Source organism: Kitasatospora sp. NPDC127060, from assembly GCF_042724935.1.
GTDB lineage: Bacteria > Actinomycetota > Actinomycetes > Streptomycetales > Streptomycetaceae > Kitasatospora.
Genome location: NZ_JBHXEG010000030.1, coordinates 39,248 through 61,172, shown reverse-complemented (window position 1 = coordinate 61,172; position 21,925 = coordinate 39,248). Strand labels below are relative to the sequence as shown.

Here is a 21,925-nt window from a genome sequence, read left to right as displayed (position 1 = left end):
TCGGCCCGGCCGGTGGGTACCCGTACGGCCGGCCGCGCCCCTTCGGCTCGCTGCCGGAACGGTACCGGCCGGGGCCCGGGGGCGGGGGCGGTTTCGGGAGATCGGGGGACAAGTCGTGACGAGGGTGTGCGGATGCGACCAGGGTGCCGCCAGGATTCGGGTGGGACGGGACCGCGAACCACCATCGACCGCACGGGTGTTCGCCCGGCCCCGCACCCCGGTTGTGCGGTTGTCGGTGTCGAATGACAGGCTTGCCCCGGTCCACCAGGAGCCAACAGGAACCGGACCGCCAGGAACGAGGAGGAGGACACCGCATGACCACCGGTGAGCCGGCGGGCCCGCCCGTGCTGCGCCACCTCCGTGACAGCCTGCTGCCCGCCGTCGCCGCCGCACTGTCGCTCAAGGGCGGCGAGGTGCACACCCTGGCGGGTGACAAGGCCGACCGGCGCCCGGTCCTGCACCCACTGGTCGGCGACTTCCTGGACGCCCTGCCGGCCGAGGCCCGGGAGCGGTTCACCGGCCGCTGCCCGGAGGCCGTCCTGCTCTCCCAGTACCTGACCACGGTCGACGGCAGACGCTCCAAGCGCGCCGCCCGCAAGCCGATGAGCCTGCCCGAGGCCCGCAAGGCACTCAAGGGCTCCCGGATGACCACCCTCCGGATCCGCGAGGAGGGGGACCCGGCACACGGCACCCACGCCCCGCCGTGCCGCTCCTGCGCCCCGATGCTGGAGCACTTCACCGTGCTGAGCGTCGCCGTCGGCCCGCCGGCGCGCTGAGCCGGCCGCACGCCGGGCGCCCGCGCCCGGCCGCCCCCCGTACGTCCCCCGTACGTCCCTGTCCCCCAGCCCCGGAGTACGCCCTGAACCCGCCCAGCCCACCCCCGCCCCCGGCCACCCTCGCCCCGACCACCCTCGCCCCGACCACCGAGCCCCCGGCCGGCGGTGCGCGGACCCGCCCGCGCTTCCCCGCCGAGGTCGCCGCCGAACTCAAGGCGGCCGGCTGGCACCCCGGCCGCTGGCAGATCCAGCAGGCCGAGGAATGGGCCGACGCCCTGGTCGGACACGGCGGTCCCGGCGGCGTCCCGCACGCGGTGTTCCCGGCGGCCGTGGAGGCCTGGGCCGAGTTCGGCGGCCTCGCGTTCGACCTGTCCGGTCCGGGCCGCCAGCTGGCCCGCACCCCGTTCCTGATCGATCCGATGCGCGGGCTGCACCAGCCGCGCACCCTGTTCGACCTCGGCCGGGCCCTGGGCAGCCGGCTCGCCCCGCTGGGCGAGGAGGCGTACGGGCAGGCGCTGCTGGCGGTCGACGAGGAGGGCCGGGTCTACAGCCTGGACCACACCGGCGAGTGGTTCCTCGGCCACGGCATCGACCAGGCGATCAGCGCGCTGGTGCTGGGCACCGCCCCGGAACGGCTGCGCACCGCCGGGGAGTAGGGCCGGGCCACTGACGGCCGGGCCCACTGACAGCCGGGCCCACTGACGGCCGGGGCCCGGGCCCTGTCCGGCGGATCTTGCCGGGCGCGCGACGCCGGACAGGCCCTAGCGGAGCCGGTCCCCCCGGACGGCCAGCCGGGACGGCAGCACCGCCTCCACCCGGAAGCCGCCGTCCGCCTCCGGCCCGGACGAGAAGGTGCCGCCCAGCGCGACCACCCGCTCCCGCATCCCGACCAGCCCGTTGCCCCCGCTGGGCAGCTGCGCCGCGGCCCGCTCCCCGCCCGGGCAGGCGTTCACCACGCTCACCCGCACCCCGTTCGGCGCGTACGCGAGCAGCACCGACACCTGGGCGCCGCCCGCGTGCTTGTGGGCGTTGGTCAGCCCCTCCTGGACGACCCGGTAGGCGGTCCGCTCGGCCTCGCCGGTGAACTCCTGCCGGCTGCCGCTGACCGTCAGGGTCACCGCCATCCCGGCCGCCCGGGACTGGTCCACCAGCCGGGGCAGCCCGGCCAGCGAGTCCGGCTCCGGCTGCCGCTCGTCGTCCATCCGCAGCACACCGAGGATCTCGCGCAGTTCGTTCAGCGCCTGCCGGCCCACCTCGCCCATCAGCCGGGCGCTCTGCGCGGCCTTCTCCGGATCCTTGACGGCTATTCGCTCCAGCGCCCCGGAGTGCACCACCATCAGCGAGACCCGGTGCGCGACCACGTCGTGCATCTCCCGGGCGATCCGGGTGCGCTCCTCCAGCCGGGCCCGGCGGGCGCGCTCCTGGGCCTGTTCGGCCAGCAGGTCGAGTTCGGTCTCCAGGCCGTGGGCGCGGTCCTTGAGCGACTCGATCAGCCGCCGCCGCGCCCCCACGTACAGGCCGGTGACCACCGGCGCGACGGTCAGCCCGACCGCGACCAGCAGCGACAGCAGGACCATGCCCCACAGCGGCGGCCGCTCCCCCAGCGAGTCGTCCGGGGTCATCAGCGACACCGCCATCACCGCGACCGCCTCGGCAAAGGCCAGCCCGGACAGCGCCACCACCCGGCGCCGCCGGGAGGGCCACTCCCAGGTCTCCGCCAGCGTGTACAGCGCGACCACCAGCAGCAGCACGCCGAGCATCCCGGGCAGCACCAGCAGGGTCGCCAGCACCGGGACGGCCGGCCAGCGCCGACGCACCACCAGCGAGCCGCCGGCCAGCGTGCCGAGCACCGCGATCCCGACCGCGCCCGCGGTGGTCACGTGCATCCGGGCGGACAGGAAGGAGATCGTGCTGGCCGAGCACTCGACCGCGGCCAGCAGCGCCAGGCCGACGTCGAGGAGGGCGCTGCGCCGGCGCCTCCACCACCAGAACGACCGGTCCGGCACGCGCTCCCCAGGCGACTTGCTCATGCCCCACAGATTAAGCGGCAACCCCTTCCCTTCCCCACCGGGATTGCCCGGTACGCCCCCCGAAGCCCATAAGTGGTCCAGACCACAGATGGTTTTCGGCAGGCCTGTCCGCCATCCGGCCACCTCGCGGACAGCAACCGCCCCGACACCTATGCTGGTCGCGTCGGACAGCGCGGTCCGCACGCGTCACACCCGCCACACTGCGCGTGGACCTGTGACGATGAGCCGTTGCCGAACCCCACCACCACAGGGAGCCAGCTGTGACCGCTCCGGTCCCCGCCCCGGCGGACAGCCCCAACGTTCTCGCCGCCGGCGCAGCCGCGGACAACTCCGCCCTGCGCGCGGACATCCGCCGCCTCGGCGACCTGCTCGGCGAGACGCTGGTCCGCCAGGAGGGCCCCCAACTGCTGGGCCTGGTCGAACAGGTCCGGCTGCTCAGCCGCACAGACGGCGAGGCCACCGCCGAACTCCTCTCCGACATCGACCTGGAGACGGCCGCCAAGCTGGTCCGGGCCTTCTCCACCTACTTCCACCTCGCCAACGTCACCGAGCAGGTGCACCGCGGCCGGGAGTTCGCCACCCGCCGCGCCCGCGAGGGCTCGCTGCTCGCCCAGACCGCCGACCAGCTCGCCGAGGCCGACCCCAAGCACCTCCAGGACACCCTGGCCCACCTCGCGGTCCGCCCGGTCTTCACCGCCCACCCCACCGAGGCCGCCCGCCGCAGCGTGCTCAACAAGCTGCGCCGGATCGGCGAACTCCTCGACCGCATCCACCGCGAGGAGCTCGCCTCCGGCCTGGTCGCCGCCGACCCGGCCCGCACCAGCAGCGCCAAGCGCTCCGCCGACCGCCGCCTCGCCGAGGTCATCGACCTGCTCTGGCAGACCGACGAACTGCGCATCGCCCGCCCCGAGCCCACCGACGAGGCCCGCAACGCCGTCTACTACCTGGACGAGCTCTACCGCGAGGCCGTCCCCGAGGTGCTGGAGGAGCTGCACGAGGAACTCGCCCGGGTCGGCCTGAACCTGCCCGACGGCGTGCGCCCGCTCACCTTCGGCACCTGGATCGGCGGCGACCGCGACGGCAACCCCAACGTCACCCCGCGGGTCACCTGGGACGTCCTCAACCTCCAGCACGAGTACGGCATCAAGGACGCCCTCGCCGCGATCGACGACCTGCGCAACACCCTCTCCACCTCCGAGCGGCTGGCCGGCGCCTCGGTCGAACTGCTCGCCTCGCTCAACACCGACCTGCACCGGCTCCCCGAACTCAGCCCCCGCTACAAGCGGATGAACGCCGAGGAGCCGTACCGCCTCAAGGCCACCTGCATCCGGCTCAAGCTGGAGAACACCCGCGAGCGCCTGGCCGGCGGCACCCCGCACGTCGAGGGCCGCGACTACGTCGGCACCCGCGAACTGATCGCCGACCTGCGGCTGATCCAGGACTCGCTGCGCTCCCACCGCGGCGAGCTGATCGCCGACGGCCGACTGGCCCGCGCCATCCGCACCATCGAGGCCTTCGGCCTCCAACTCGCCACCATGGACGTGCGCGAGCACGCCGAGGCCCACCACCACGCCCTCGGCCAGCTCTTCGACCGCCTCGGCGAGGAGGCCTGGCGCTACGCCGACATGCCCCGCGAGTACCGGCAGAAGCTGCTCGCCAAGGAGCTGCGCTCGCGCCGCCCGCTCGCCCCCACCCCGGCCCCGCTGGACGAGGCCGGCACCAAGACCCTCGGCGTCTTCAACACCATCCGCGAGGGCTTCGAGCGCTTCGGCGACGAGATCGTCGAGAGCTACATCATCTCGATGTGCCAGGGCGCCGACGACGTCTTCGCGGCCACCGTGCTGGCCCGCGAGGCCGGCCTGATCGACCTGCACGCCGGGATCGCCAAGATCGGCATCGTGCCGCTGCTGGAGACCACCGAGGAACTCCAGCAGGCCGACCGCATCATGGACGAGATGCTCTCCGACCCCTCGTACCGGCTGCTGGTCGCGCTGCGCGGGGACGTCCAGGAGGTCATGCTCGGCTACTCCGACTCCTCCAAGTTCGGCGGCATCACCACCTCCCAGTGGGAGATCCACCGCGCCCAGCGCCGGCTGCGCGACGTCGCCCACCGCTACGGCATCCGGCTGCGCCTGTTCCACGGCCGCGGCGGCACCGTCGGCCGCGGCGGCGGCCCCTCGCACGAGGCCATCCTGGCCCAGCCCTGGGGCACCCTGGAGGGCGAGATCAAGGTGACCGAGCAGGGCGAGGTCATCTCCGACAAGTACCTGCTCCCCTCCCTCGCCCGGGAGAACCTGGAGCTGACCATCTCCGCCACCCTCGCCGCCTCCGCGCTGCACACCGCTCCGCGCCAGGCCCCCGAGGAACTGGCCCGCTGGGACGCCGCGATGGACCGGGTCTCCGAGGCCGCCCACACCTCCTACCGCGCCCTGGTCGACCAGGAGGACCTGCCGAAGTACTTCTTCGCCTCCACCCCGGTCGACCAACTCGCCTCGCTGCACCTGGGCTCCCGCCCGTCCCGCCGCCCCGACTCCGGCGCGGGGCTGGACGGCCTGCGGGCCATCCCGTGGGTGTTCGGCTGGACCCAGTCCCGCCAGATCGTCCCCGGCTGGTACGGCGTCGGCTCCGGCCTCGCCGCCGCCCGCGCGGCCGGACTCGGCGACGTGCTGGACGAGATGTACGGCCAGTGGCACTTCTTCCGCAACTTCCTGTCCAACGTCGCCATGACGCTGGCCAAGACCGACCTGCGGATCGCCCGCCACTACGTCGAGCAGCTGGTGCCCGGTGAGCTGCGGCACATCTTCGACCAGATCGTCACCGAGCACGAGCTCACCCTGCGCGAGGTGCTCCGGCTCACCGGCGAGAGCGAACTGCTGGAGCACAACCCGGTGCTGAAGCAGACCTTCACCGTCCGCGACGCCTACCTCGACCCGATCTCCTACCTCCAGGTCGCGCTGCTGCGCCGCCAGCGCGAGGAGGTCGCCGCCGGCCGCCCGGAGGACCCGCTGCGCGCCCGCGCCCTGCTGCTCACCGTCAACGGCGTCGCCGCCGGCCTGCGCAACACCGGCTGACCGCCGCCCGGACACGCGTCGGGGCCGGTGCTCTCCACGAGCACCGGCCCCTCGCCGTGGTTTCCTACTCCGCGGGCTCGCCCGCGCGCCGGCGCTTCAGCCACAGCGCCGCGCCGCCGGCCGCGACCACCAGGCCGCCGCCGACCGCCAGCAGCCCCGCGTCCGGACCGACCGACTCACCGAGCACCGGGGCGAACTGGGCCGCCGCGGGCTCCGGCGAGACCACCGGATCCGGCTCGGCCACCGGTTCGGCGTGCGCCACCGCACCGCCGGACAGCAGCACCCCGGCCGCCCCCAGCGCACCGGCGGTGCCCATCCGTCGTCCGAGCCGCTTCAGCCGGACCACCCGGAGCCGCCGAAGTCGGCGGACCGGACGCAATCTGCGCATCGAGAACTCCCCAGGACCCGTTCGCCTACCGGGCCGACGCTATCCGATCCCGCACAGGCTTCTCACACGGATTCAGGTTTGCCGGGCAAGCGTTGCACGACTGTTGTGTACCCGGCACAGCGTGCACATGACGTCACGTCAGGAGTTGTACGAACCCTGCGCCCGCTCCAGTCCCTCGGACAGCAGCGCCTCCACCGCGTCCGCCGAGCGGTCCACGAACCAGTCCAGTTCCTTGCGCTCGGTCGAGGAGAAGTCCTTCAGCACGAAGTCCGCGACCTCCATCCGGCCCGGCGGTCGGCCGATCCCGCAGCGCACCCGGTGGTAGTCCGGGCCGAGCGACTTGGTGATCGACTTCAGCCCGTTGTGGCCGTTGTCGCCGCCGCCCAGCTTCAGCCGCAGCGCCGCGTAGTCGATGTCCAGCTCGTCGTGGACGGCGATCAGCGCCGAGGCGGGCGCCTTGTAGAAGTCCCGCAGCGCCGTCACCGGCCCGCCGGAGAGGTTCATGAAGGACTGCGGCTTGGCCAGCACCACCCGCTTGCCCGCCAGCCGTCCCTCGGCCACCTGGGCCCGGCTCTTGTGCGCCTTGAACTTGGCGCCCATCCGCTGCGCCAGCAGGTCCACCACCATGAAGCCGATGTTGTGCCGGTTGCGGGCGTACTGCTCGCCCGGGTTGCCCAGCCCCACCACCAGCCAGGGGCCGTCGTACTCGTCCGCCATCCTCTTCCTCCTTCGCGCTCGACGTCATCATCCCGGACACACCGCTGCCCCGGCCGCTCCAGGGGAGCGACCGGGGCAGCGGTCAAAAGCTCAGACGCGGGAGGCTCAGGCCTCGGCGCCCTCGGCCTCGGCGCCCTCGGCCTCGACCGGGGCGGCCTGGGCGGCGATGACCTGCAGCACGACGGCGTCGCCGTCGACGGCCAGCGAGGTGCCGGCCGGCAGGACGATGTCCTTGGCGAGGATGGAGGCACCGGCCGCCAGGCCCGCGATCGAGACGGTGACGGCCTCGGGCAGGTGGGTGGCCTCGGCCTCGATCGGCAGGGCCTGCAGGACGTGCTCCAGCAGGTTGCCACCGGCGGCCAGCTCGCCCTCGGTGTGGACCGGAACCTCGACGCTGACCTTCTCGCCACGCTTGACCAGCAGCAGGTCGACGTGCTCGATGGTGCGCTTGATGGCCTCGCGCTGGACGGCCTTCGGCAGGACGTACTCGTCCTTGCCCTCGATCGGAACGACCAGCAGGGCGTTCGGGGCCTTGAGGGCCATCATCAGGTCGTGGCCGGGCAGGTTCAGGTGAACCGGGGTGTGACCGTGGCCGTAGACGACACCGGGGACGAAGCCGGCGCGGCGGGCGCGACGGGCGGCACCCTTGCCGAACTCGGTACGGGTCTCAGCGGCAAGGCGGATCTCGGACACGACTGCACTCCTCGTGAAGACTGGCGCGGGGGTGCAGGCAACGCGAAAAACCGCCGGGCCACACCCTCAGTACGTTCGGGGGTCACTCGGCGGCAACGAACTCTGCCGACGGACGGGATCCGCCACCGGCAGCGCGTCGATCACGGTGCCGGTGTCCGTCGAGCGGGCACACGGCATCCCTCGCCGAGCAGTTTCACGAGTCTAACCGCACCGGCCCCCTCCCGCGAAATCGCCCCCCCGGCGGCCGAACGGCGGGCGGCCCCGGACCGACGTCGGTCCGGGGCCGCCTGCGTGGGGCTTCGTCAGTGCACGCCCTCGAAGAGGCTGGTGACCGAGCCCTCCTCGAACACCTCGCGGATCGCGGCGGCGATCGACGGGGCGATGGAGAGGGTGGTGATCTTGTCGAGCTGGAGCTCCGCCGGGGTGGGCAGGGTGTTGGTGAACACGAACTCGCTCACCCGGGAGTTCTTCAGCCGGTCCGCGGCCGGGCCGGAGAGCACGCCGTGGGTGGCGGCCACCACGACGTCCGCGGCGCCGTTCTCGAACAGCGCGTCGGCGGCGGCACAGATGGTGCCGGCGGTGTCGATCATGTCGTCGACCAGGACGCAGACCCGGTCCTTGACGTCACCGACGACGTCGGCCGACAGGATGGTGTTGGCCCGGGTGATGTCGCGGCGCTTGTGGATGATCGCCAGCGGGGCGTCCAGCCGGTCGCACCACTGGTCGGCGACCTTGACCCGGCCGGCGTCCGGCGAGACGACGGTCAGCTTGTCGCGGTCGACCTTCCCGCCGATGTAGTCGGCCAGCAGCGGCAGCGCGAACAGGTGGTCCACCGGGCCGTCGAAGAAGCCCTGGATCTGCGCGGTGTGCAGGTCGACGGCCATCAGGCGGTCGGCACCGGCCTGGCGCAGCAGGTCGGCGACCAGCCGGGCCGAGATGGGCTCGCGGCCGAGGTGCTTCTTGTCCTGGCGGGCGTACCCGTAGAACGGCAGGATCGCGGTGATGCTCTTGGCGGAGGCCCGCTTGAGAGCGTCGATCATGATCAGCTGTTCCATGATCCACTGGTTGATGGGAGCCGTGTGGCTCTGCATCACGAAGCAGTCCGCGCCACGCGCCGACTCCAGGAAGCGGACGTAGATCTCGCCGTTGGCGAAGTCCAGGGCCTTGGTCGGGACCAGCTCGGTCCCCAGCGCCTCGGCAACCTCCTTCGCCAGCTCCGGGTGGGCACGGCCGGAGAAGAGCTTGAGCTTCTTCTCACCCGACGTCGTGATCCCGCTCACTGCACCGTCTCCTCGCGTTGCGGACGCTGAACCCCGTTCCCGACGAGGGCAGGCGCAGCCCGCACTCACGGAGGATCGGGGAATTGTCGGTACGCCTGGACACGGGCGGAAAGCCCAGTGGCGCACGTATGTCCCCCAGGTTACGCGCCCGCGCAGAAACCGTCCGCCCCGGGGACCGGCCGACCGGCCCCCGGCGGGAGCGTCAGGCCTGCGCGGCGCCGTCCGCCGCGGCCTTGGCGGCCTGCGCGGAGGTGCTCCCGGGGCGCTTGCGCTCGACCCAGCCCTCGATGTTGCGCTGCTGCGCGCGGCTCACGCCGAGTGCGCCGGGCGGAACGTCGGTGGTGATGACCGAGCCCGCGCCGGTGTACGCGCCGTCGCCGACGGTGACCGGGGCGATGAACATGTTGTCCGAGCCGGTGCGGCAGTGCGCGCCGATGACGGTGCGGTGCTTGTTGACCCCGTCGTAGTTCACGGTCACCGAGGCCGCGCCGACGTTGCTGCCCTCGCCGATGGTGGCGTCGCCGATGTAGGAGAGGTGCGGCACCTTGGCGCCCTCGCCCAGCTCGGAGTTCTTCACCTCGACGTAGGTGCCGACCTTCGCCTTGCGGGCCAGCTTCGCCCCCGGCCGCAGGTAGGCGTACGGGCCGGTGGCGGCCAGCTCGCCGATCTCGGCGCGGTCGGCCGTGGTGTTGCTCACCCGGGCGCCGGCGCCGACCAGGGTGTCCCTGAGGGTGGAGTTCGGGCCGACCTCGCAGTCCTCGCCGAGGTGGGTGGCGCCCTGCAGCTGGGTGTTCGGCAGCACGACGGCGTCCGGCTCGTACGTCACCTGGACGTCGATCCAGGTGGTCGCCGGGTCGACCACGGTGACGCCCGCGCGCATCGCCCGCTCCAGCAGGCGGTCGTTCAGCAGTCGGCGGGCCTGCGCCAGCTGGACCCGGTCGTTGATGCCCAGGATGTCCCGGTGGTCCTCGGCGACCACGGCGCCGACCCGGTGCCCGGCCTTGCGCAGGATCTCCAGGGTGTCGGTCAGGTACTCCTCGCCCTGCGAGTTGTCCGTGGTGAGCTCCGCCAGCGCCTCGGTGAGCAGCTTGGCGTCGAAGGCGAACACGCCCGAGTTGATCTCGGCGATCGCGCGCTGGGTGTCGGTGGCGTCCCGCTCCTCGACGATCGCGGCGACGGTGCCGTCCTCGTCGCGCAGGATCCGGCCGTAGCCGAAGGGCTCGGGGACGACGGCGGTCAGCACGGTGACGCCGTTCTGCTGCGCCTCGTGCGAGCGCGCCAGCCGGCGCAGGGTGTCGCCGGTCAGCAGCGGCGAGTCCCCGGCGGTGACGATCACCGTGCCGTCCAGCGTCACGCCGTCGGCGGCCAGCGCCTCCAGCGCGGTGCGCACCGCGTGGCCGGTGCCGTTCTGCTGCTCCTGCACCACCGGGCGGGCGGCCGGGTAGTGCGCCGCCAGGTGCTCCTCGACCTGCTCGCGCTGGTGGCCGACCACCACGACGAGCTGGCCGGGCGTCAGTTCTCCGGCCGCCGAGACCGCGTGCCCCACCAGCGAGCGCCCGCACACCTCGTGCAGCACCTTGGGCAGCTTGTTCGACTTCATCCGGGTCCCGCCACCGGCGGCGAGCACGACAACGGCGGCAAGCGAATTGGCACCCATGCGGGGAGGCTCCTCAGTAGGTTCACAGAGAGGGCAGAGCAGGCCAGAACGCGGATCCGCACATGTGCTCTGGCAGTTCGAGGATAGTGCGAGCCCGCCGGCCGGAATGCCGGCGGCCCGGCTCGCGCACGCCTGCCCGCGGCCTTACTCAGTGCTCCCGGAGGAGGATTCGAACCCCCATAAGCTGGACCAAAACCAGCTGTCCTGCCCTTAGACGATCCGGGACCGGAGCTCCCGCCGCCGGAGGGCCGGCGGCGCGCTGGGCCAAGACTACGGGGTAGCGCGCTTCACATCTACCACCTGTGCCGACCGCCCCGGCCGCCGGATCCCTTGACCGGTGCGGCCCCGGGTTCATCCATCCAGTCGGGTGAATTCACTCAAGCGCCGCGCGGCGGTGTGTTCCCGCGGACACGGAGCGCAACCTACGATGCCGTAGGTTACGCCAACGTAGGCTCCGCTCTGTCCCGATTCGGGACGCCGCGAAGGGACGCCCATGACCATCCAGGCCGGCGAGGCGCGCGCGGGGTCCGCCGCGCACCCCGACCCCTCCTCCGATCCCTCCGCCGACGCCGCGACCCGGCTGTCCGCCACCCGCGGCGGGGAGAAGCAGGGTCTCGCCGAGCGGATCGCGCTCGCCCTGTTCATCCTCCTGCCGTTCACCGCGCTGGTCGCCGCCGTACCGGTGGCCTGGGGGTGGGGACTGGGGTGGACGGACGTGGCGGTCACCGTCGCCATGTACTTCCTCACCTGTCACGGCATCACCGTCGGCTACCACCGCTACTTCACCCACGGCGCCTTCAAGGCCTCCCGTCCGATGCGGCTGGCGCTGGCCGTCGTCGGCAGCCTCGCCGTCGAGGGCCCGCTGGTGCGCTGGGTGGCCGACCACCGCAAGCACCACCGGTTCAGCGACAAGGACGGCGACCCGCACTCGCCCTGGCGCTACGGGGAGAGCGTCCCGGCGCTGATCAAGGGCCTGTGGTGGGCCCACATGGGCTGGATGTTCGACGAGGAGCAGACCCCCCAGCTCAAGTACGCCCCGGACCTGATCGGGGACCCGGCGATGCGGCGGATCTCCCGGCTGTTCTGGCTCTGGACCACCATCTCGCTGCTGCTGCCCGCGCTGGTCGGCGGCCTGGTGAGCCTCTCCTGGGAGGGCGCGCTGTCCGCCTTCTTCTGGGGCTCGCTGGTCCGGGTCGCGCTGCTGCACCACGTCACCTGGTCGATCAACTCGATCTGTCACGCCGTCGGCCGGCGCCCGTTCCGCTCCCGGGACCGCTCCGGCAACGTCTGGTGGCTCGCGGTGCTCTCCTGCGGCGAGTCCTGGCACAACCTGCACCACGCCGACCCGACCGCGGCCCGGCACGGGGTGCTGCGCGGGCAGATCGACTCCTCGGCCCGGCTGATCCGCTGGTTCGAGCTGGCCGGCTGGGTCCGGGACGTCCGCTGGCCGGACGCGGAGCGGATCGCCGCCCGCCGCGCCGCATGAGGCGGCGCTTCCAGCATGATGTAGGGGTGAACGGGAGCAGCGCAGACAGCACAGGCGGTCACCACAGCACGCGGACGGACGCGGCGCCCGGAACGGCGCCGGCCCGTCCGCGGGCCGCCGCGGCGCCGGGCGCGGCCCCCGCCGGCGGTGCCCCCCACGGCGCGGCCGACCAGGCCGCCGGCGGGCCCGCGACCGCAGCGGCCCCGCGCCGCCGGGGCGGCCGGGTCCGGATGACCGGCAAGCAGCGCCGGGAGCAGTTGCTGGAGATCGGCCGGACGGTCTTCGCCGAGCGTGGCTACGACGGCACCTCGGTGGAGGAGATCGCCGAGCGCGCCGGAGTGTCCAAGCCCGTGGTGTACGAGCACTTCGGGGGCAAGGAGGGGCTGTACGCGGTGGTGGTGGACCGCGAGATGCAGCTGCTGCTGGACATGGTGACCGGGGCGCTCACCGGCGGCCACTCGCGCGAGCTGCTGGAGCAGGCCGCGTTCGCGCTGATGGACTACATCGACACCTCGACGGACGGCTTCCGGATCCTGGTCCGGGACTCCCCGGTGGCCCAGTCGACCGGCACCTTCGCCTCGCTGATCAGCGACATCGCGACCCAGGTCGAGGACATCCTGGGCCTGGAGTTCAAGTCCCGGGGCTTCGACGCCCGGCTGGCCCCGATGTACTCCCAGATGCTGGTCGGCATGGTCGCGCTGACCGGCCAGTGGTGGCTGGAGGTCCGCAAGCCGGACAAGGCGACGGTGGCGGCGCACCTGGTGAACCTGGCCTGGCACGGCCTGGAGGGCCTGGAGCGGCACCCGAGGCTGGTCGGCGACCGCCTGGCCTGACCCGCCGGGTGCCGCCCGGCCCGCTCACCGCTCGACCCCGACGGCCCAGCGCTCGACCCGACGGCCTACCGCTTGACCCCGACGGCGAAGATCCGCCGGAACGGGAAGACCGTCCCGTACGGCCCGGCCGGGTAGGCCTCGCGCAGCAGCCCCCCGTACTCGGCGAGGAAGGCGGCCCGCTCGGCCGGATCGGTGAGCCGGCCGAGTACGGGGCGCAGCGCGGTGCCCTTGACCCACTCCAGCACCGGGTCCGGACCGGGCAGCAGCGTGCTGTAGGTGGTCTCCCAGACGTCGACGGCGCAGCCGGCCCCGGCGAGGGCGTCCAGGTACCGCTCGGGCCGGTGGACACCGCTGCGGACCGCCTCGGCGCCGAGGGCGTCGCGCCAGCGGGGGCTGCGGCGCAGGTCGGCGAGCAGGGTGTGGCTGGGGGCCTCGAAGTTGCCGGGCACCTGGAAGGCGACCACCCCGCCGGGCTCGAGGGCCTCCGCCCAGCGCGGCAGCACCGCGAGGTGCCCGTCCACCCACTGGAGGGTGGCGTTGGAGGCGATCAGGTCGGGCGCGACCGGGGCCGGGTCGTAGTGGCCGGCGTCGGCGAGCAGGTAGTCGGCGCTGGGCTCGCCCTCGGTGCGGGCGGTCTCCAGCATCGGGGCGGAGTTGTCGACGCCGGTGATCCGGGCCCGCGGCCAGCGTTCGCGCAGTACGGCGGTGGAGTTGCCGGGGCCGCAGCCGATGTCGAGGATCGTCGCGGCGGGTTCGTTCGGCAGGGCGGGGACGCGGGCGAGCAGGTCGCGCAGCGGGCGGGTGCGTTCGTCGGCGAAGCGCAGGTACTGCGCCGGGTCCCAGACGGGGCTGGTCATGGTTCACCTCGCAGGTATCTCGACATCAAGATATCTCCGGAAGCCTCGCTGGCATATTTCTCGATGTCAAGAGACTTCACATCGACACATCCACCGATACACTGATCGACATGGAGGACGAGGTCGACAGGCTGGTCGCAGCATGGCGCCGGGAGCGCCCCGACCTCGACGTGGAGCCGCTGGAGGTGCTCAGCCGGGTCAGCCGGCTCGCCCGCCACCTCGACCGCGCCCGCCGCACCGCCTTCGCCGAGCACGGCCTGGAACCCTGGGAGTTCGACGTCCTGACCGCCCTGCGGCGGGCCGGCTCCCCGTACCAGCTCTCCCCCGGGCAACTGCTCACCCAGACCCTGGTCACCTCCGGCACCATGACCAACCGGATCGACCGCCTCACCGGCAAGGGCCTGGTCAAGCGGCTGCCCGACCCCGACGACCGGCGCGGCGTGCTCGTCCGGCTCACCGACGACGGCCGCGACCGCGCCGACCAGGCACTGGCCGGCCTGCTGGCGCACGAACGCGAACTGCTGGCCCAGCTCAGCTCCGGCCAGCAGGGCGAACTCGCCGCCCTGCTGCGGCTGCTGGTCGCCCCCTTCGACAACATCCCGGGCTGACACCGGACTCCGGCGGCTACGGCGCGGAGGCGATCGACGGCGGTACGGCCGGCTCCGCCGGACTGACCCCGGCTCTGCGGGCCACCGCGACGGCGGCCAGCGTGGAGTGCACCCCCAACTTCCCCAGCACGTTCTGCATGTGGGTGCGGACGGTGTGCGGCGACAGGTACAGCCGCTCCGCCACCGCCTGCCGGCCCAGACCCGCCACCATGCAGCGCAGGATCTGCTTCTCCCGCGGGGTCAGGGTGTCGACCAGCCGCTCGCTCTCGGTGCGGTCCCGCCGGGCGGTGGTGAGCTCCCGGATCACCCCGGTGAGCAGCGCGGGCGGCAGATGCGTCTCGTCCCGCAGCACCCCCCGAACCACCGCGAGCAGCCGGGCCAGCGAACTCTCCTTCGCCACCCAGCCGGTGGCGCCCGCGTGCAGCGCCCGGGCCGCGCGGTGCGGGTCGTCGGCGGTGGCCAGCACCACCGCGCGCAGCCCCGGGTGGGCCCGGCGGAGCCGGCCGAGCAGGGTGATCCCGTCCGGCGGCGGGGCGGCGGGGCGGAGCTGCTCGGCGCGCAGTTGGTCAGGGCGCGGTTGGTCCGTACGCGGCTGGTCCGTACGCGGTTGGTCCGTACGCGGCTGGTCCGCCGGTCGGGTGGCGGGCCCGGGCGGCGCGGGTGCGGCGCCCGGGCGGCGCGGCGGCGGCAGCGCCGTGGCCTGGCGTCGGCGGGCCTCCTCGACCGCGAGCCGCCCGCGCGGAGCCGCCCCGCCCACCTCGGTGCCCAGGTCGGCGTCGACCAGCACCACGTCGTAGGCCCGCCCCTCGGCGGCGGCCCGCTCCAGCGCCCGCTCGGCGGCGGCCGCGCTGCCGGCCGCGCCCACCTCCACGTCGGGCTCGGCGGCGAGGGCCGCGGCCAGCGCCTCGGCGAAGATCCGGTGGCCGTCGACCACCAGGACCCGGATCCGCCCCATCGTCACTACCCCCTGCTCAGAGCGCCCGAGCCCGGGAGGCGGGGACCGGTACGGCGTCCGCGTTCCGGACCCGCCGCTCCGCCCGCCCACCGGTGGCCGGTGAAGCCGAAAGGGCGCCGGCCCCCACCGGTACCGCACTCAGCGTACGGGCCGGGAAACGCCCCCGTGGCGGTTCGGTGAAGTTTCGTCAGGAGGTGTGCGAGCGGCCGGAATTGTCCGTTCGGGCCGCTCCCGGGGGTGCCGTAGGCACCCTCGGGAGCGGCCCGGTCGACCGGGCAGGCGGCGGCTACTTCGCGCTCTTCTCCAGGGCGAACTTCCAGGCGTCGGCGACGATGTCGTCCAGGTTCGGGCGGCGCGGCGTCCAGCCCAGCTCCTGGTGGGCCCGCTCGGCGGAGGCCACCAGCACCGCCGGGTCGCCCGCCCGGCGGCCGACCACCTGCACCGGGATCTCCCGGCCGGTGACGCGCTTGACCGACTCGATCACCTCGCGGACCGAGAAGCCGCTGCCGTTGCCCAGGTTGCAGATCAGGTGCTCGCCCGGCTTGGCGGCGTCCAGCGCCAGCAGGTGCGCGTCGGCCAGGTCGGCGACGTGGATGTAGTCGCGGATGCAGGTGCCGTCCGGGGTCGGGTAGTCCTCGCCGAACACCGCGATGTGCGGACGCTGCCCGAGCGCGGCCTGGAAGACCAGCGGGATCAGGTGCGACTCGGGGTCGTGGCGCTCGCCGTAGGCGCCGTACGCGCCGGCCACGTTGAAGTAGCGCAGCGAGACGGCGGCCAGGCCGTGGGCGACGGCCTCGCTGGTGATCATGTGGTCCATGGCGAGCTTGCTGGCGCCGTAGGTGTTGGTCGGCGAGGTCCGGGCGGTCTCGGCGATCGGCACGACCTCCGGCTCGCCGTACACGGCGGCGGTGGAGGAGAACACCAGCTTGCGCACGCCCGCCGTACGCATCGCGGTGATCAGCTCCAGCGAGCCGGCCACGTTGTTGCGCCAGTACTTCTCCGGGTCGACGACCGACTCGCCGACCTGCGAGGAGGCGGCGAAGTGCAGCACGCCGTCGAAGGAGCCGTCCAGCACCCGGCCGGCCTCCTGGATCCGGCCCTCGACGAACTCGGCACCCGCCGGGACGCCCTCGCGGAAGCCGGTGGAGAGGTCGTCCAGGACGGTCACCTGGTGACCCGCCTCCAGCAGGTGGGCGGCCACCACGCTGCCGACGTAGCCGGCGCCACCCGTGACCAGGTACTTACTCATGATGAGACCTCCAGCGGGCGATGGTCCGCCCGCTCGGCGGGGCCATCGACGGAATGCGTGCGTACGACTGGGGTCAATTGTCCCTGTCCGCCGGGGTGCTCGGGACCACCCGGGTGATCGCCCGGGCGCATTCTCACCCACTCCTCAGGCGGTCCGGCCGGTTGTCCTCCGGCCGTTCTCCGGCTGCCCACAGGCCGTTCCGGGTCACTGTTGCGGCTGCCCACAGGCCGTTCCGGGTCACCGTTGCGGGTCACCGTTCCGGGGTGGCCGTGCCCAGCCGTCGCAGGTGGGCCGTGCTCAGCCGCCTCGGGCGGGCCGTGCTCAGCCGCCTCGGGCGGGCCGGGCTCAGCCGCCGGCCAGCCGCTCCAGCAGACCGGTGCGCGCGGCCACCGCGGCCGCCTCCAACCGGGTCCGGGCGCCGAGCTTCATCAGCACCCGTTGGACGTGGGTCCGGGCGGTGCTCGCGGCGATCCGCATCCCGGCGGCGATCGCCGCGGTGTCCTCGCCGTCCGCGATCCGGGCCAGCACCTGCACCTCACGGCGGGTCAGCAGCCGCAGCAGCCGGACCGCCTCGTCGTCCGGTTCGGCCACCGGGCGCAGCAGTTGGTCGAAGGCTCCGCGCAGAACGTCCACCGTCACCGCGGCCTCGCCCGCCCGGGCCCGTCCGATCGCCCGCTCGACCACTTCGATCCGCTCGTCGCTGGGCACGTAGCCCGCCGCCCCGGCCGCGAACGCACAGGCCACCCCCCGGAGTTCACCGACCGGCCCGAGCACGATCACGGCCACCTCGGGGCGCTCCCGGCGGATCCGGCGCAGCCCGTCGAAGGCCCCCGGCTCCCCCGGCGCGGCCACCCCCAGCAGGCACACCTCGGGCCGTCGCCCGGCCACCAGGTCGGCGGCGACCCCGGCCGGCGAACCGACCGCGAGCACCCGGTGGCCGCGCAGCTGCAGCGCGGTGGCCAGCGCCTCGGCCAGCAGCCGGTGGTCGTCGACAACCACGAGTCGAACGCCCATGACGCCCTCCCGGTCGGGGTCCGGCTCGCGCCCGCACCCCTCGGGCGGGCGGCCGATGACGCACCATCACAGCGCATTCCGTACCCGACCCGCTAGGCCACCGCGTGTCGCCGGACGAGGCGCGGGAACGCGAAAGACCCCCGCCGTGAGGCGAGGGTCTTTCAGTTGAGCCCCCATGCGGAATCGAACCGCAGACCTTCTCCTTACCATGGAGACGCTCTACCGACTGAGCTATAGGGGCTTGCCGGGTTTTCGTTTTCCCGGGCCGGTCGAACAAGGAAGACATTACACGGCCGTCGGCCCGGAAGGGAAATCGGCTCCGCTCCGCCCCTCGGGCACCCCCGGGCGCCCCGCAGCCGCCCGCCCGCGTGCCTACCCGGACCACCCGGACCGGCGGGTCGCTAACGGGGCGCCTCGGTGTGCGCCGCGTCGAACTCCTCGCGGGCCGCGAGCATCTGCAGAGCCCGCCGCTCCGTCCAGCGCCCGAGCGGCAGGACCAGCTCGGCCAGCTCCCGGCCCAGCGGCCGCAGGTCGTAGACCACCCGCGGCGGCGTCTCCGGGAAGACCGTGCGGAGCACCAGGCCGCCGCGCTCCAGGTTCCGCAGGGACTGGGTGAGCATCTTGCGGCTGACCCCGCCGACCGCGCGCTGGAGTTCGGAGAAGCGCTGGGGGCCACAGGTGAAGAGGCTCATCAGGATCAGCAGCGACCACTTGTCGGCGAGCTCGGCGAACAGCTCACGACTGGGGCAGAGCTGGGCGAAGACGTCGCACTCCTGCTCGTCGCCGCCCTGCTCGTCGCTCCCCCACTCCCCGCAGCCCCGCCCCCCGCGGCCCCGCTCCCCGTGCCATCCGGCCCCGGTCGGGGCCGCTTCCTCCGTCGTCATACCGCCCAGGGTAGACCCACGGTCTCCGATCCATACCTGGTCTCCATTGGAGACCTGGTCTATATTGGAGACCGTTCGACGGTTCGGGCCGCGCCGCGCCCCTCGGGCCCGCTGTGTCCGCCCCGCCCGTCCCATCCGTTCTCCCTGTTCCTCCGCCCGCACAGGAGTCCCGCATGACCGCCATCCGCCCGACCGTCGTCCTCGCCTACCACTCCGGCTACGGCCACACCGCCGTGCTCGCCGAGGCCGTCGCCCGGGGCGCCACCGCCGCGGGCGCCGAGGTCACCCTGATCTCCGTCGACACCATCACCGAGGAGCAGTGGGCCCAGCTGGACGCCGCCGACGCGATCGTCTTCGGCTCCCCCACCTACATGGGCACCGCCTCCGGCGCCTTCCACGTCTTCGCCGAGGCCACCAGCAAGCGCTGGTACACCGACGCCTGGAAGGACAAGCTCGCGGCCGGCTTCACCAACTCCGCCTCCAAGAGCGGCGACAAGGCCGACACCCTCGGCTACTTCCAGACCCTCGCCGCCCAGCACGGCATGAACTGGGTCAACCTCGGTCTCAAGCCGGGCTGGAACGCCACCACCGCCTCCGAGAACGACCTCAACCGCCTCGGCTTCTCCAACGGTGCGGCCGCCTCCACCCCGGCCGACGCCGGCGTCGAGGCCGTCCACAAGGCCGACATCGCGACCGCAGAGCACCTGGGCGGCCGCGTCGCCCGGCACACCGCCGTCGTGCTGGCCGGCCGCGCCGCCCTGGCCGGCTGAACCACCCCCGCACGGCTACGCCGCCGGATCCGCCCCCAGCACGGGCGCCCGGCGGCGTCCGCCGTCCACCGCCGCCAACTCCGTACCCGTGGTGTCCGGCAGCAGCCACAGACAGCCCATCGCCACCACCCCCAGCACCGCCAGGTACCAGCCGACCGGCTGCGCCGTCCCGTACGCCTCCGTCAGCCGGGTCGCCACCAGCGGCGTCGTCGCCCCGCCCACCACGCCGCCCAGGTTGTACGTCAACGCGGCACCCGTGTACCGCACCCGGGTCGGGAACAGCTCCGGCAGGAACGCCGCCACCGGGCCCATCAGACAGCCCAGCACCACCATCGCCCCGGCCAGCGCCAGGAACATCAACGGCCGGCGCACCGTCTCCAGCAGCGGGAACAGCACCAGCGACCACCCCGCCGCCAGCGCCGTCGCCCACCGCATCGTCCGCCGGCGGCCCCACCGGTCACTGCGCGAGGCGCTCAGCCACACCGTCACCGCCCCGCCCACCGCACCGACCAGCAACATCGACAGCACCAGCGTGCTCGCCACCCCCAGGCCGGAGGTCGCGTACGCCAGCGCGTAGGTGGTGGTCAGGTAGAACAGCGCGTACCCGACCGTGATCGCCCCACCGCCCGCCAGCACCGGCCGCCAGCGCTCGCGCAACACCTCCACCACCGGCGGTCGGTCACGACGCTCGTCCGCCCGGAACAACGGCGTCTCCGCCAGCCGCAGCCGCACGAACAGCCCCACCGCCACCAGCGCGAGCGAGGCCACGAACGGCACCCGCCAGCCCCACTCCCGGAACGACCGCTCGTCCAGCCCCAGTTGAAGCGCCAGGAACGCCCCGTTCGCCAACACGAACCCGCCCGACGGCCCCAACTGCAGGAACCCCCCGTACCGCCCGCGCCGCCCGGCCGGCGCGTTCTCCGCGATCAGCAGCGCCGCCCCGCCCCACTCCCCGCCCAACCCCACGCCCTGGCACACCCGCAACACCACCAACAGCGCCGGTGACCACCACCCCCACACCGCGAACCCCGGCAACAACCCCACCGCCGCCGTCGCCGACCCCATCAACAGCAACGACACCACCAGCGTGGCCTTCCGGCCTACCCGGTCCCCGAAGTGCCCGAACGCCACCGCCCCCAACGGCCGCGCCAGGAACGCCACCGCGTACACCGAGAACGCCGCCAGCAACGCCCCCACCCTGCCCAGCCCGGGAAAGAACACCGGCCCGAACACCAAGGCCGCCGCTGTCCCGTACAGGAAGAAGTCGTAGAACTCGATCGCCGTCCCGATCAACGCCGCAGCCGCCGCCCGCCGCAACTGTCCGACCCGCCCAGCACCCTCCGTATCCATACCGCCCACCCTCGCCACCCCCGGGCCGCCCCCACCAGCCCCCACCCGAGTGACCCCGGCGCACACCCCCACCCCCACGCCCACCAAAAAGCCCGAGCGCCGCCCCACGGCGCCCGGGCCTACCCGCCAGCAGGTCGGCGACGTCACATACGACTGGCCCGCCGCCACCACACCACGAACACCACTCCGGCGATCAGCACCAGCCCGGCCGCCACCCCACCCACGACCGGCAGCGCGCCGCCCGACCCGGACGACGCCTCCGCCTTCGGCTGCGCCGTCGGCGCATCGGCAGCCGCTCCAGCCGAGCTGGGCGTCGAGGACGCCGGAGCAGACACACTCGCCGACGGGGACGGGGCAGCCGACGGCGTGGCCGCATCGGCCGGCAGGGGCGACACATCCGCCGGCCCGGGATCACCGGGGTCCGCCAGCGCAATCCTGGGGCGCACCGCACCCCAACCCGCATCGTCCGTACGGGCGTTCCCGCCGTTGGGCCTGCCCGCAGTGTTGATGAGCACCCGCAGAATCTGGTTCGCCGACCAGTCCTTGTGAACCGCCCAGAGCAATGCCGCTGAAGCTGACACCAGGGCGGTCGCATCGGACGTGCCGTGACTCTTGCAATAACCGGTGGAGGCCGTACAAGCCGCAATCATGTCCTTGCCGGGCGCCACAAGAGCAACCTGCGGCCCCCTCTCGGACTCCTCCGTCACATTGCCGCTCTGGTCAAACGCCCCGATCCCCACGACATTCGGCAGCGCTCCCGGATACTCGGGAAGATTGCCCTTCTGTGCGGAGTTTCCAGCACTGGCAACCACGAGCACACCCTTCGCCCGCGCATTCGCCAGAATCTGGTCGATCTTGGCCACGTCTCCCGGAGAAGCCGTGACGGCGGCTCGGCCCTGAGAAATGCTGATGACCTTGGCACCCTGGTCGACTGCGTAGTTCACAGCCTGCCCGATCTGATCAAGGAAGTCAGCCGAGATCACCGAGCCCTCAGACCCATTGTTGATCTTCAGTGGGAGAATCTTCGCTTCGGGTGCGAGACCGTAAGCACCGTTCCCCCCTCGGTTCTTTCCAGTACCGGCAATGAGGCTGGCCATTCCTGTCCCATGCCCGTCCGGGTCGGAGCCGACTCCTCCCGAGCTACCGCTGAAGTCCTTCCCCGGGAGGAACTGGCCGACCAGGTCCGGATGATCCAGCTTGAACCCGCCATCGATCACCGCAACAGTGATCCCCCCTCCCTTCGAAACCTTCCACATCTCCGGGGCGTGCATGGTGTCCAGATGCCACTGATCGACGCGGATCGAGCC

At 73.1% G+C, this 21,925-nt stretch carries 20 protein-coding genes and 2 tRNA genes; 7 read left to right on the top strand and 15 right to left on the bottom strand.

The window, feature by feature from the left end:
* The first annotated feature begins 314 nt into the window (after positions 1 to 314).
* Both ACFWIS_RS18680 and ACFWIS_RS18675 read left to right on the top strand, forming a co-directional pair.
* On the top strand, positions 315 to 776 hold the full coding sequence (locus ACFWIS_RS18680) for a YwqJ-related putative deaminase (protein ID WP_380457246.1): 462 nt from the start codon (positions 315 to 317) through the stop codon (positions 774 to 776).
* 83 nt (positions 777 to 859) lie between these two features.
* Complete coding sequence (locus ACFWIS_RS18675; RefSeq protein WP_380457258.1) at positions 860 to 1,432, top strand: SUKH-3 domain-containing protein; 573 nt, start codon at positions 860 to 862, stop codon at positions 1,430 to 1,432.
* A 105-nt stretch (positions 1,433 to 1,537) separates the two neighbouring features.
* Here the strand turns inward: ACFWIS_RS18675 and ACFWIS_RS18670 are convergent, their stop codons facing one another.
* The gene (locus ACFWIS_RS18670; RefSeq protein WP_380457244.1) at positions 1,538 to 2,806 is read right to left on the bottom strand and encodes a sensor histidine kinase; all 1,269 of its coding nucleotides are present in this window, start codon (positions 2,804 to 2,806) and stop codon (positions 1,538 to 1,540) included.
* Between the two features lie 260 nt (positions 2,807 to 3,066).
* Between ACFWIS_RS18670 and ppc the strand changes: the two genes are divergently transcribed.
* On the top strand, positions 3,067 to 5,877 hold the full coding sequence (gene ppc / locus ACFWIS_RS18665; protein WP_380457242.1) for a phosphoenolpyruvate carboxylase: 2,811 nt from the start codon (positions 3,067 to 3,069) through the stop codon (positions 5,875 to 5,877).
* A 64-nt stretch (positions 5,878 to 5,941) separates the two neighbouring features.
* On the opposite strand, the gene ACFWIS_RS18660 is transcribed toward ppc, so the two are convergent.
* From ACFWIS_RS18660 to ACFWIS_RS18635, 6 genes are all read right to left on the bottom strand, one after another.
* Positions 5,942 to 6,265, bottom strand: a complete 324-nt coding sequence (locus tag ACFWIS_RS18660; RefSeq protein WP_380457241.1) for a hypothetical protein — start codon at positions 6,263 to 6,265, stop codon at positions 5,942 to 5,944.
* A 138-nt stretch (positions 6,266 to 6,403) separates the two neighbouring features.
* Entirely contained in the window at positions 6,404 to 6,982 is a 579-nt protein-coding gene (gene pth / locus ACFWIS_RS18655) for an aminoacyl-tRNA hydrolase (RefSeq protein ID WP_380457239.1), read from the bottom strand.
* Between the two features lie 105 nt (positions 6,983 to 7,087).
* Positions 7,088 to 7,675 (bottom strand): 50S ribosomal protein L25/general stress protein Ctc, encoded by a 588-nt coding sequence (locus ACFWIS_RS18650; protein WP_380457237.1) that lies wholly within the window; start codon positions 7,673 to 7,675, stop codon positions 7,088 to 7,090.
* 302 nt (positions 7,676 to 7,977) lie between these two features.
* Positions 7,978 to 8,955, bottom strand: coding sequence for a ribose-phosphate diphosphokinase (locus ACFWIS_RS18645; RefSeq protein WP_380457235.1), 978 nt, complete (start codon positions 8,953 to 8,955; stop codon positions 7,978 to 7,980).
* A 202-nt stretch (positions 8,956 to 9,157) separates the two neighbouring features.
* Positions 9,158 to 10,612, bottom strand: a complete 1,455-nt coding sequence (gene glmU, locus ACFWIS_RS18640) for a bifunctional UDP-N-acetylglucosamine diphosphorylase/glucosamine-1-phosphate N-acetyltransferase GlmU (protein ID WP_380457233.1) — start codon at positions 10,610 to 10,612, stop codon at positions 9,158 to 9,160.
* Positions 10,613 to 10,766: 154 nt separating this feature from the next.
* Positions 10,767 to 10,837 (bottom strand) — tRNA-Gln (locus tag ACFWIS_RS18635).
* A gap of 268 nt (positions 10,838 to 11,105) precedes the next feature.
* Between ACFWIS_RS18635 and ACFWIS_RS18630 the strand changes: the two genes are divergently transcribed.
* Together ACFWIS_RS18630 and ACFWIS_RS18625 are read left to right on the top strand one after the other, a co-directional pair.
* Positions 11,106 to 12,098: an acyl-CoA desaturase gene (locus ACFWIS_RS18630; RefSeq protein ID WP_380457231.1), complete on the top strand. Its 993-nt coding sequence runs from the start codon at positions 11,106 to 11,108 to the stop codon at positions 12,096 to 12,098.
* Between the two features lie 230 nt (positions 12,099 to 12,328).
* On the top strand, positions 12,329 to 12,931 hold the full coding sequence (locus tag ACFWIS_RS18625; RefSeq protein ID WP_380457256.1) for a TetR/AcrR family transcriptional regulator: 603 nt from the start codon (positions 12,329 to 12,331) through the stop codon (positions 12,929 to 12,931).
* A gap of 65 nt (positions 12,932 to 12,996) precedes the next feature.
* On the opposite strand, the gene ACFWIS_RS18620 is transcribed toward ACFWIS_RS18625, so the two are convergent.
* Positions 12,997 to 13,788 carry a methyltransferase domain-containing protein gene (locus ACFWIS_RS18620; RefSeq protein ID WP_380457230.1) on the bottom strand — a complete coding sequence of 264 codons (792 nt, stop codon included), beginning with the start codon at positions 13,786 to 13,788 and terminating at the stop codon, positions 12,997 to 12,999.
* Positions 13,789 to 13,898: 110 nt separating this feature from the next.
* On the opposite strand from ACFWIS_RS18620, the gene ACFWIS_RS18615 reads away from it, so the two are divergent.
* Positions 13,899 to 14,396 carry a MarR family winged helix-turn-helix transcriptional regulator gene (locus ACFWIS_RS18615; protein WP_380411794.1) on the top strand — a complete coding sequence of 166 codons (498 nt, stop codon included), beginning with the start codon at positions 13,899 to 13,901 and terminating at the stop codon, positions 14,394 to 14,396.
* 16 nt (positions 14,397 to 14,412) lie between these two features.
* Here the strand turns inward: ACFWIS_RS18615 and ACFWIS_RS18610 are convergent, their stop codons facing one another.
* The 5 genes from ACFWIS_RS18610 to ACFWIS_RS18590 all read right to left on the bottom strand — a co-directional run bounded on the left by ACFWIS_RS18610 (position 14,413) and on the right by ACFWIS_RS18590 (position 18,498).
* On the bottom strand, positions 14,413 to 15,351 hold the full coding sequence (locus ACFWIS_RS18610) for a LuxR C-terminal-related transcriptional regulator (protein WP_380457228.1): 939 nt from the start codon (positions 15,349 to 15,351) through the stop codon (positions 14,413 to 14,415).
* Between the two features lie 286 nt (positions 15,352 to 15,637).
* Entirely contained in the window at positions 15,638 to 16,600 is a 963-nt protein-coding gene (gene galE / locus ACFWIS_RS18605) for a UDP-glucose 4-epimerase GalE (RefSeq protein WP_380457226.1), read from the bottom strand.
* 345 nt (positions 16,601 to 16,945) lie between these two features.
* A complete protein-coding gene (locus ACFWIS_RS18600) occupies positions 16,946 to 17,614 on the bottom strand; it encodes a response regulator transcription factor (RefSeq protein WP_188306005.1) in 669 nt (222 codons plus the stop codon).
* Positions 17,615 to 17,782: 168 nt separating this feature from the next.
* Positions 17,783 to 17,855: transfer RNA gene (locus ACFWIS_RS18595), tRNA-Thr, on the bottom strand.
* Between the two features lie 160 nt (positions 17,856 to 18,015).
* Positions 18,016 to 18,498: a winged helix-turn-helix transcriptional regulator gene (locus tag ACFWIS_RS18590; RefSeq protein ID WP_380457224.1), complete on the bottom strand. Its 483-nt coding sequence runs from the start codon at positions 18,496 to 18,498 to the stop codon at positions 18,016 to 18,018.
* A gap of 173 nt (positions 18,499 to 18,671) precedes the next feature.
* Here ACFWIS_RS18590 and ACFWIS_RS18585 point away from each other — a divergent pair, with 173 nt between their 5' ends.
* A complete protein-coding gene (locus ACFWIS_RS18585; protein ID WP_380457222.1) occupies positions 18,672 to 19,268 on the top strand; it encodes a flavodoxin family protein in 597 nt (198 codons plus the stop codon).
* Positions 19,269 to 19,283: 15 nt separating this feature from the next.
* Here the strand turns inward: ACFWIS_RS18585 and ACFWIS_RS18580 are convergent, their stop codons facing one another.
* Complete coding sequence (locus ACFWIS_RS18580; protein WP_380457220.1) at positions 19,284 to 20,618, bottom strand: MFS transporter; 1,335 nt, start codon at positions 20,616 to 20,618, stop codon at positions 19,284 to 19,286.
* 143 nt (positions 20,619 to 20,761) lie between these two features.
* Positions 20,762 to 21,889, bottom strand: a complete 1,128-nt coding sequence (gene mycP / locus ACFWIS_RS18575) for a type VII secretion-associated serine protease mycosin (protein WP_380457218.1) — start codon at positions 21,887 to 21,889, stop codon at positions 20,762 to 20,764.
* Positions 21,890 to 21,925: the final 36 nt, after the last annotated feature.

Excerpts from the sequence above, each read along its gene's own strand:
- ACFWIS_RS18660 (WP_380457241.1), bottom strand. The coding sequence starts at position 6,265 with ATGCGCAGATTGCGTCCGGTCCGCCGACTTCGGCGGCTCCGGGTGGTC.
- ACFWIS_RS18615 (WP_380411794.1), top strand. The coding sequence starts at position 13,899 with ATGGAGGACGAGGTCGACAGGCTGGTCGCAGCATGGCGCCGGGAGCGC.
- galE (WP_380457226.1), bottom strand. The coding sequence starts at position 16,600 with ATGAGTAAGTACCTGGTCACGGGTGGCGCCGGCTACGTCGGCAGCGTG.
- ACFWIS_RS18585 (WP_380457222.1), top strand. The coding sequence starts at position 18,672 with ATGACCGCCATCCGCCCGACCGTCGTCCTCGCCTACCACTCCGGCTAC.
- ACFWIS_RS18630 (WP_380457231.1), top strand. The coding sequence starts at position 11,106 with ATGACCATCCAGGCCGGCGAGGCGCGCGCGGGGTCCGCCGCGCACCCC.
- ACFWIS_RS18600 (WP_188306005.1), bottom strand. The coding sequence starts at position 17,614 with ATGGGCGTTCGACTCGTGGTTGTCGACGACCACCGGCTGCTGGCCGAG.
- glmU (WP_380457233.1), bottom strand. The coding sequence starts at position 10,612 with ATGGGTGCCAATTCGCTTGCCGCCGTTGTCGTGCTCGCCGCCGGTGGC.
- ACFWIS_RS18625 (WP_380457256.1), top strand. The coding sequence starts at position 12,329 with ATGACCGGCAAGCAGCGCCGGGAGCAGTTGCTGGAGATCGGCCGGACG.
- ACFWIS_RS18680 (WP_380457246.1), top strand. The coding sequence starts at position 315 with ATGACCACCGGTGAGCCGGCGGGCCCGCCCGTGCTGCGCCACCTCCGT.
- ACFWIS_RS18590 (WP_380457224.1), bottom strand. The coding sequence starts at position 18,498 with ATGACGACGGAGGAAGCGGCCCCGACCGGGGCCGGATGGCACGGGGAG.
- ACFWIS_RS18580 (WP_380457220.1), bottom strand. The coding sequence starts at position 20,618 with ATGGATACGGAGGGTGCTGGGCGGGTCGGACAGTTGCGGCGGGCGGCG.
- ACFWIS_RS18620 (WP_380457230.1), bottom strand. The coding sequence starts at position 13,788 with ATGACCAGCCCCGTCTGGGACCCGGCGCAGTACCTGCGCTTCGCCGAC.
- mycP (WP_380457218.1), bottom strand. The coding sequence starts at position 21,889 with ATGCACGCCCCGGAGATGTGGAAGGTTTCGAAGGGAGGGGGGATCACT.
- ACFWIS_RS18610 (WP_380457228.1), bottom strand. The coding sequence starts at position 15,351 with ATGGGGCGGATCCGGGTCCTGGTGGTCGACGGCCACCGGATCTTCGCC.
- pth (WP_380457239.1), bottom strand. The coding sequence starts at position 6,982 with ATGGCGGACGAGTACGACGGCCCCTGGCTGGTGGTGGGGCTGGGCAAC.
- ACFWIS_RS18670 (WP_380457244.1), bottom strand. The coding sequence starts at position 2,806 with ATGAGCAAGTCGCCTGGGGAGCGCGTGCCGGACCGGTCGTTCTGGTGG.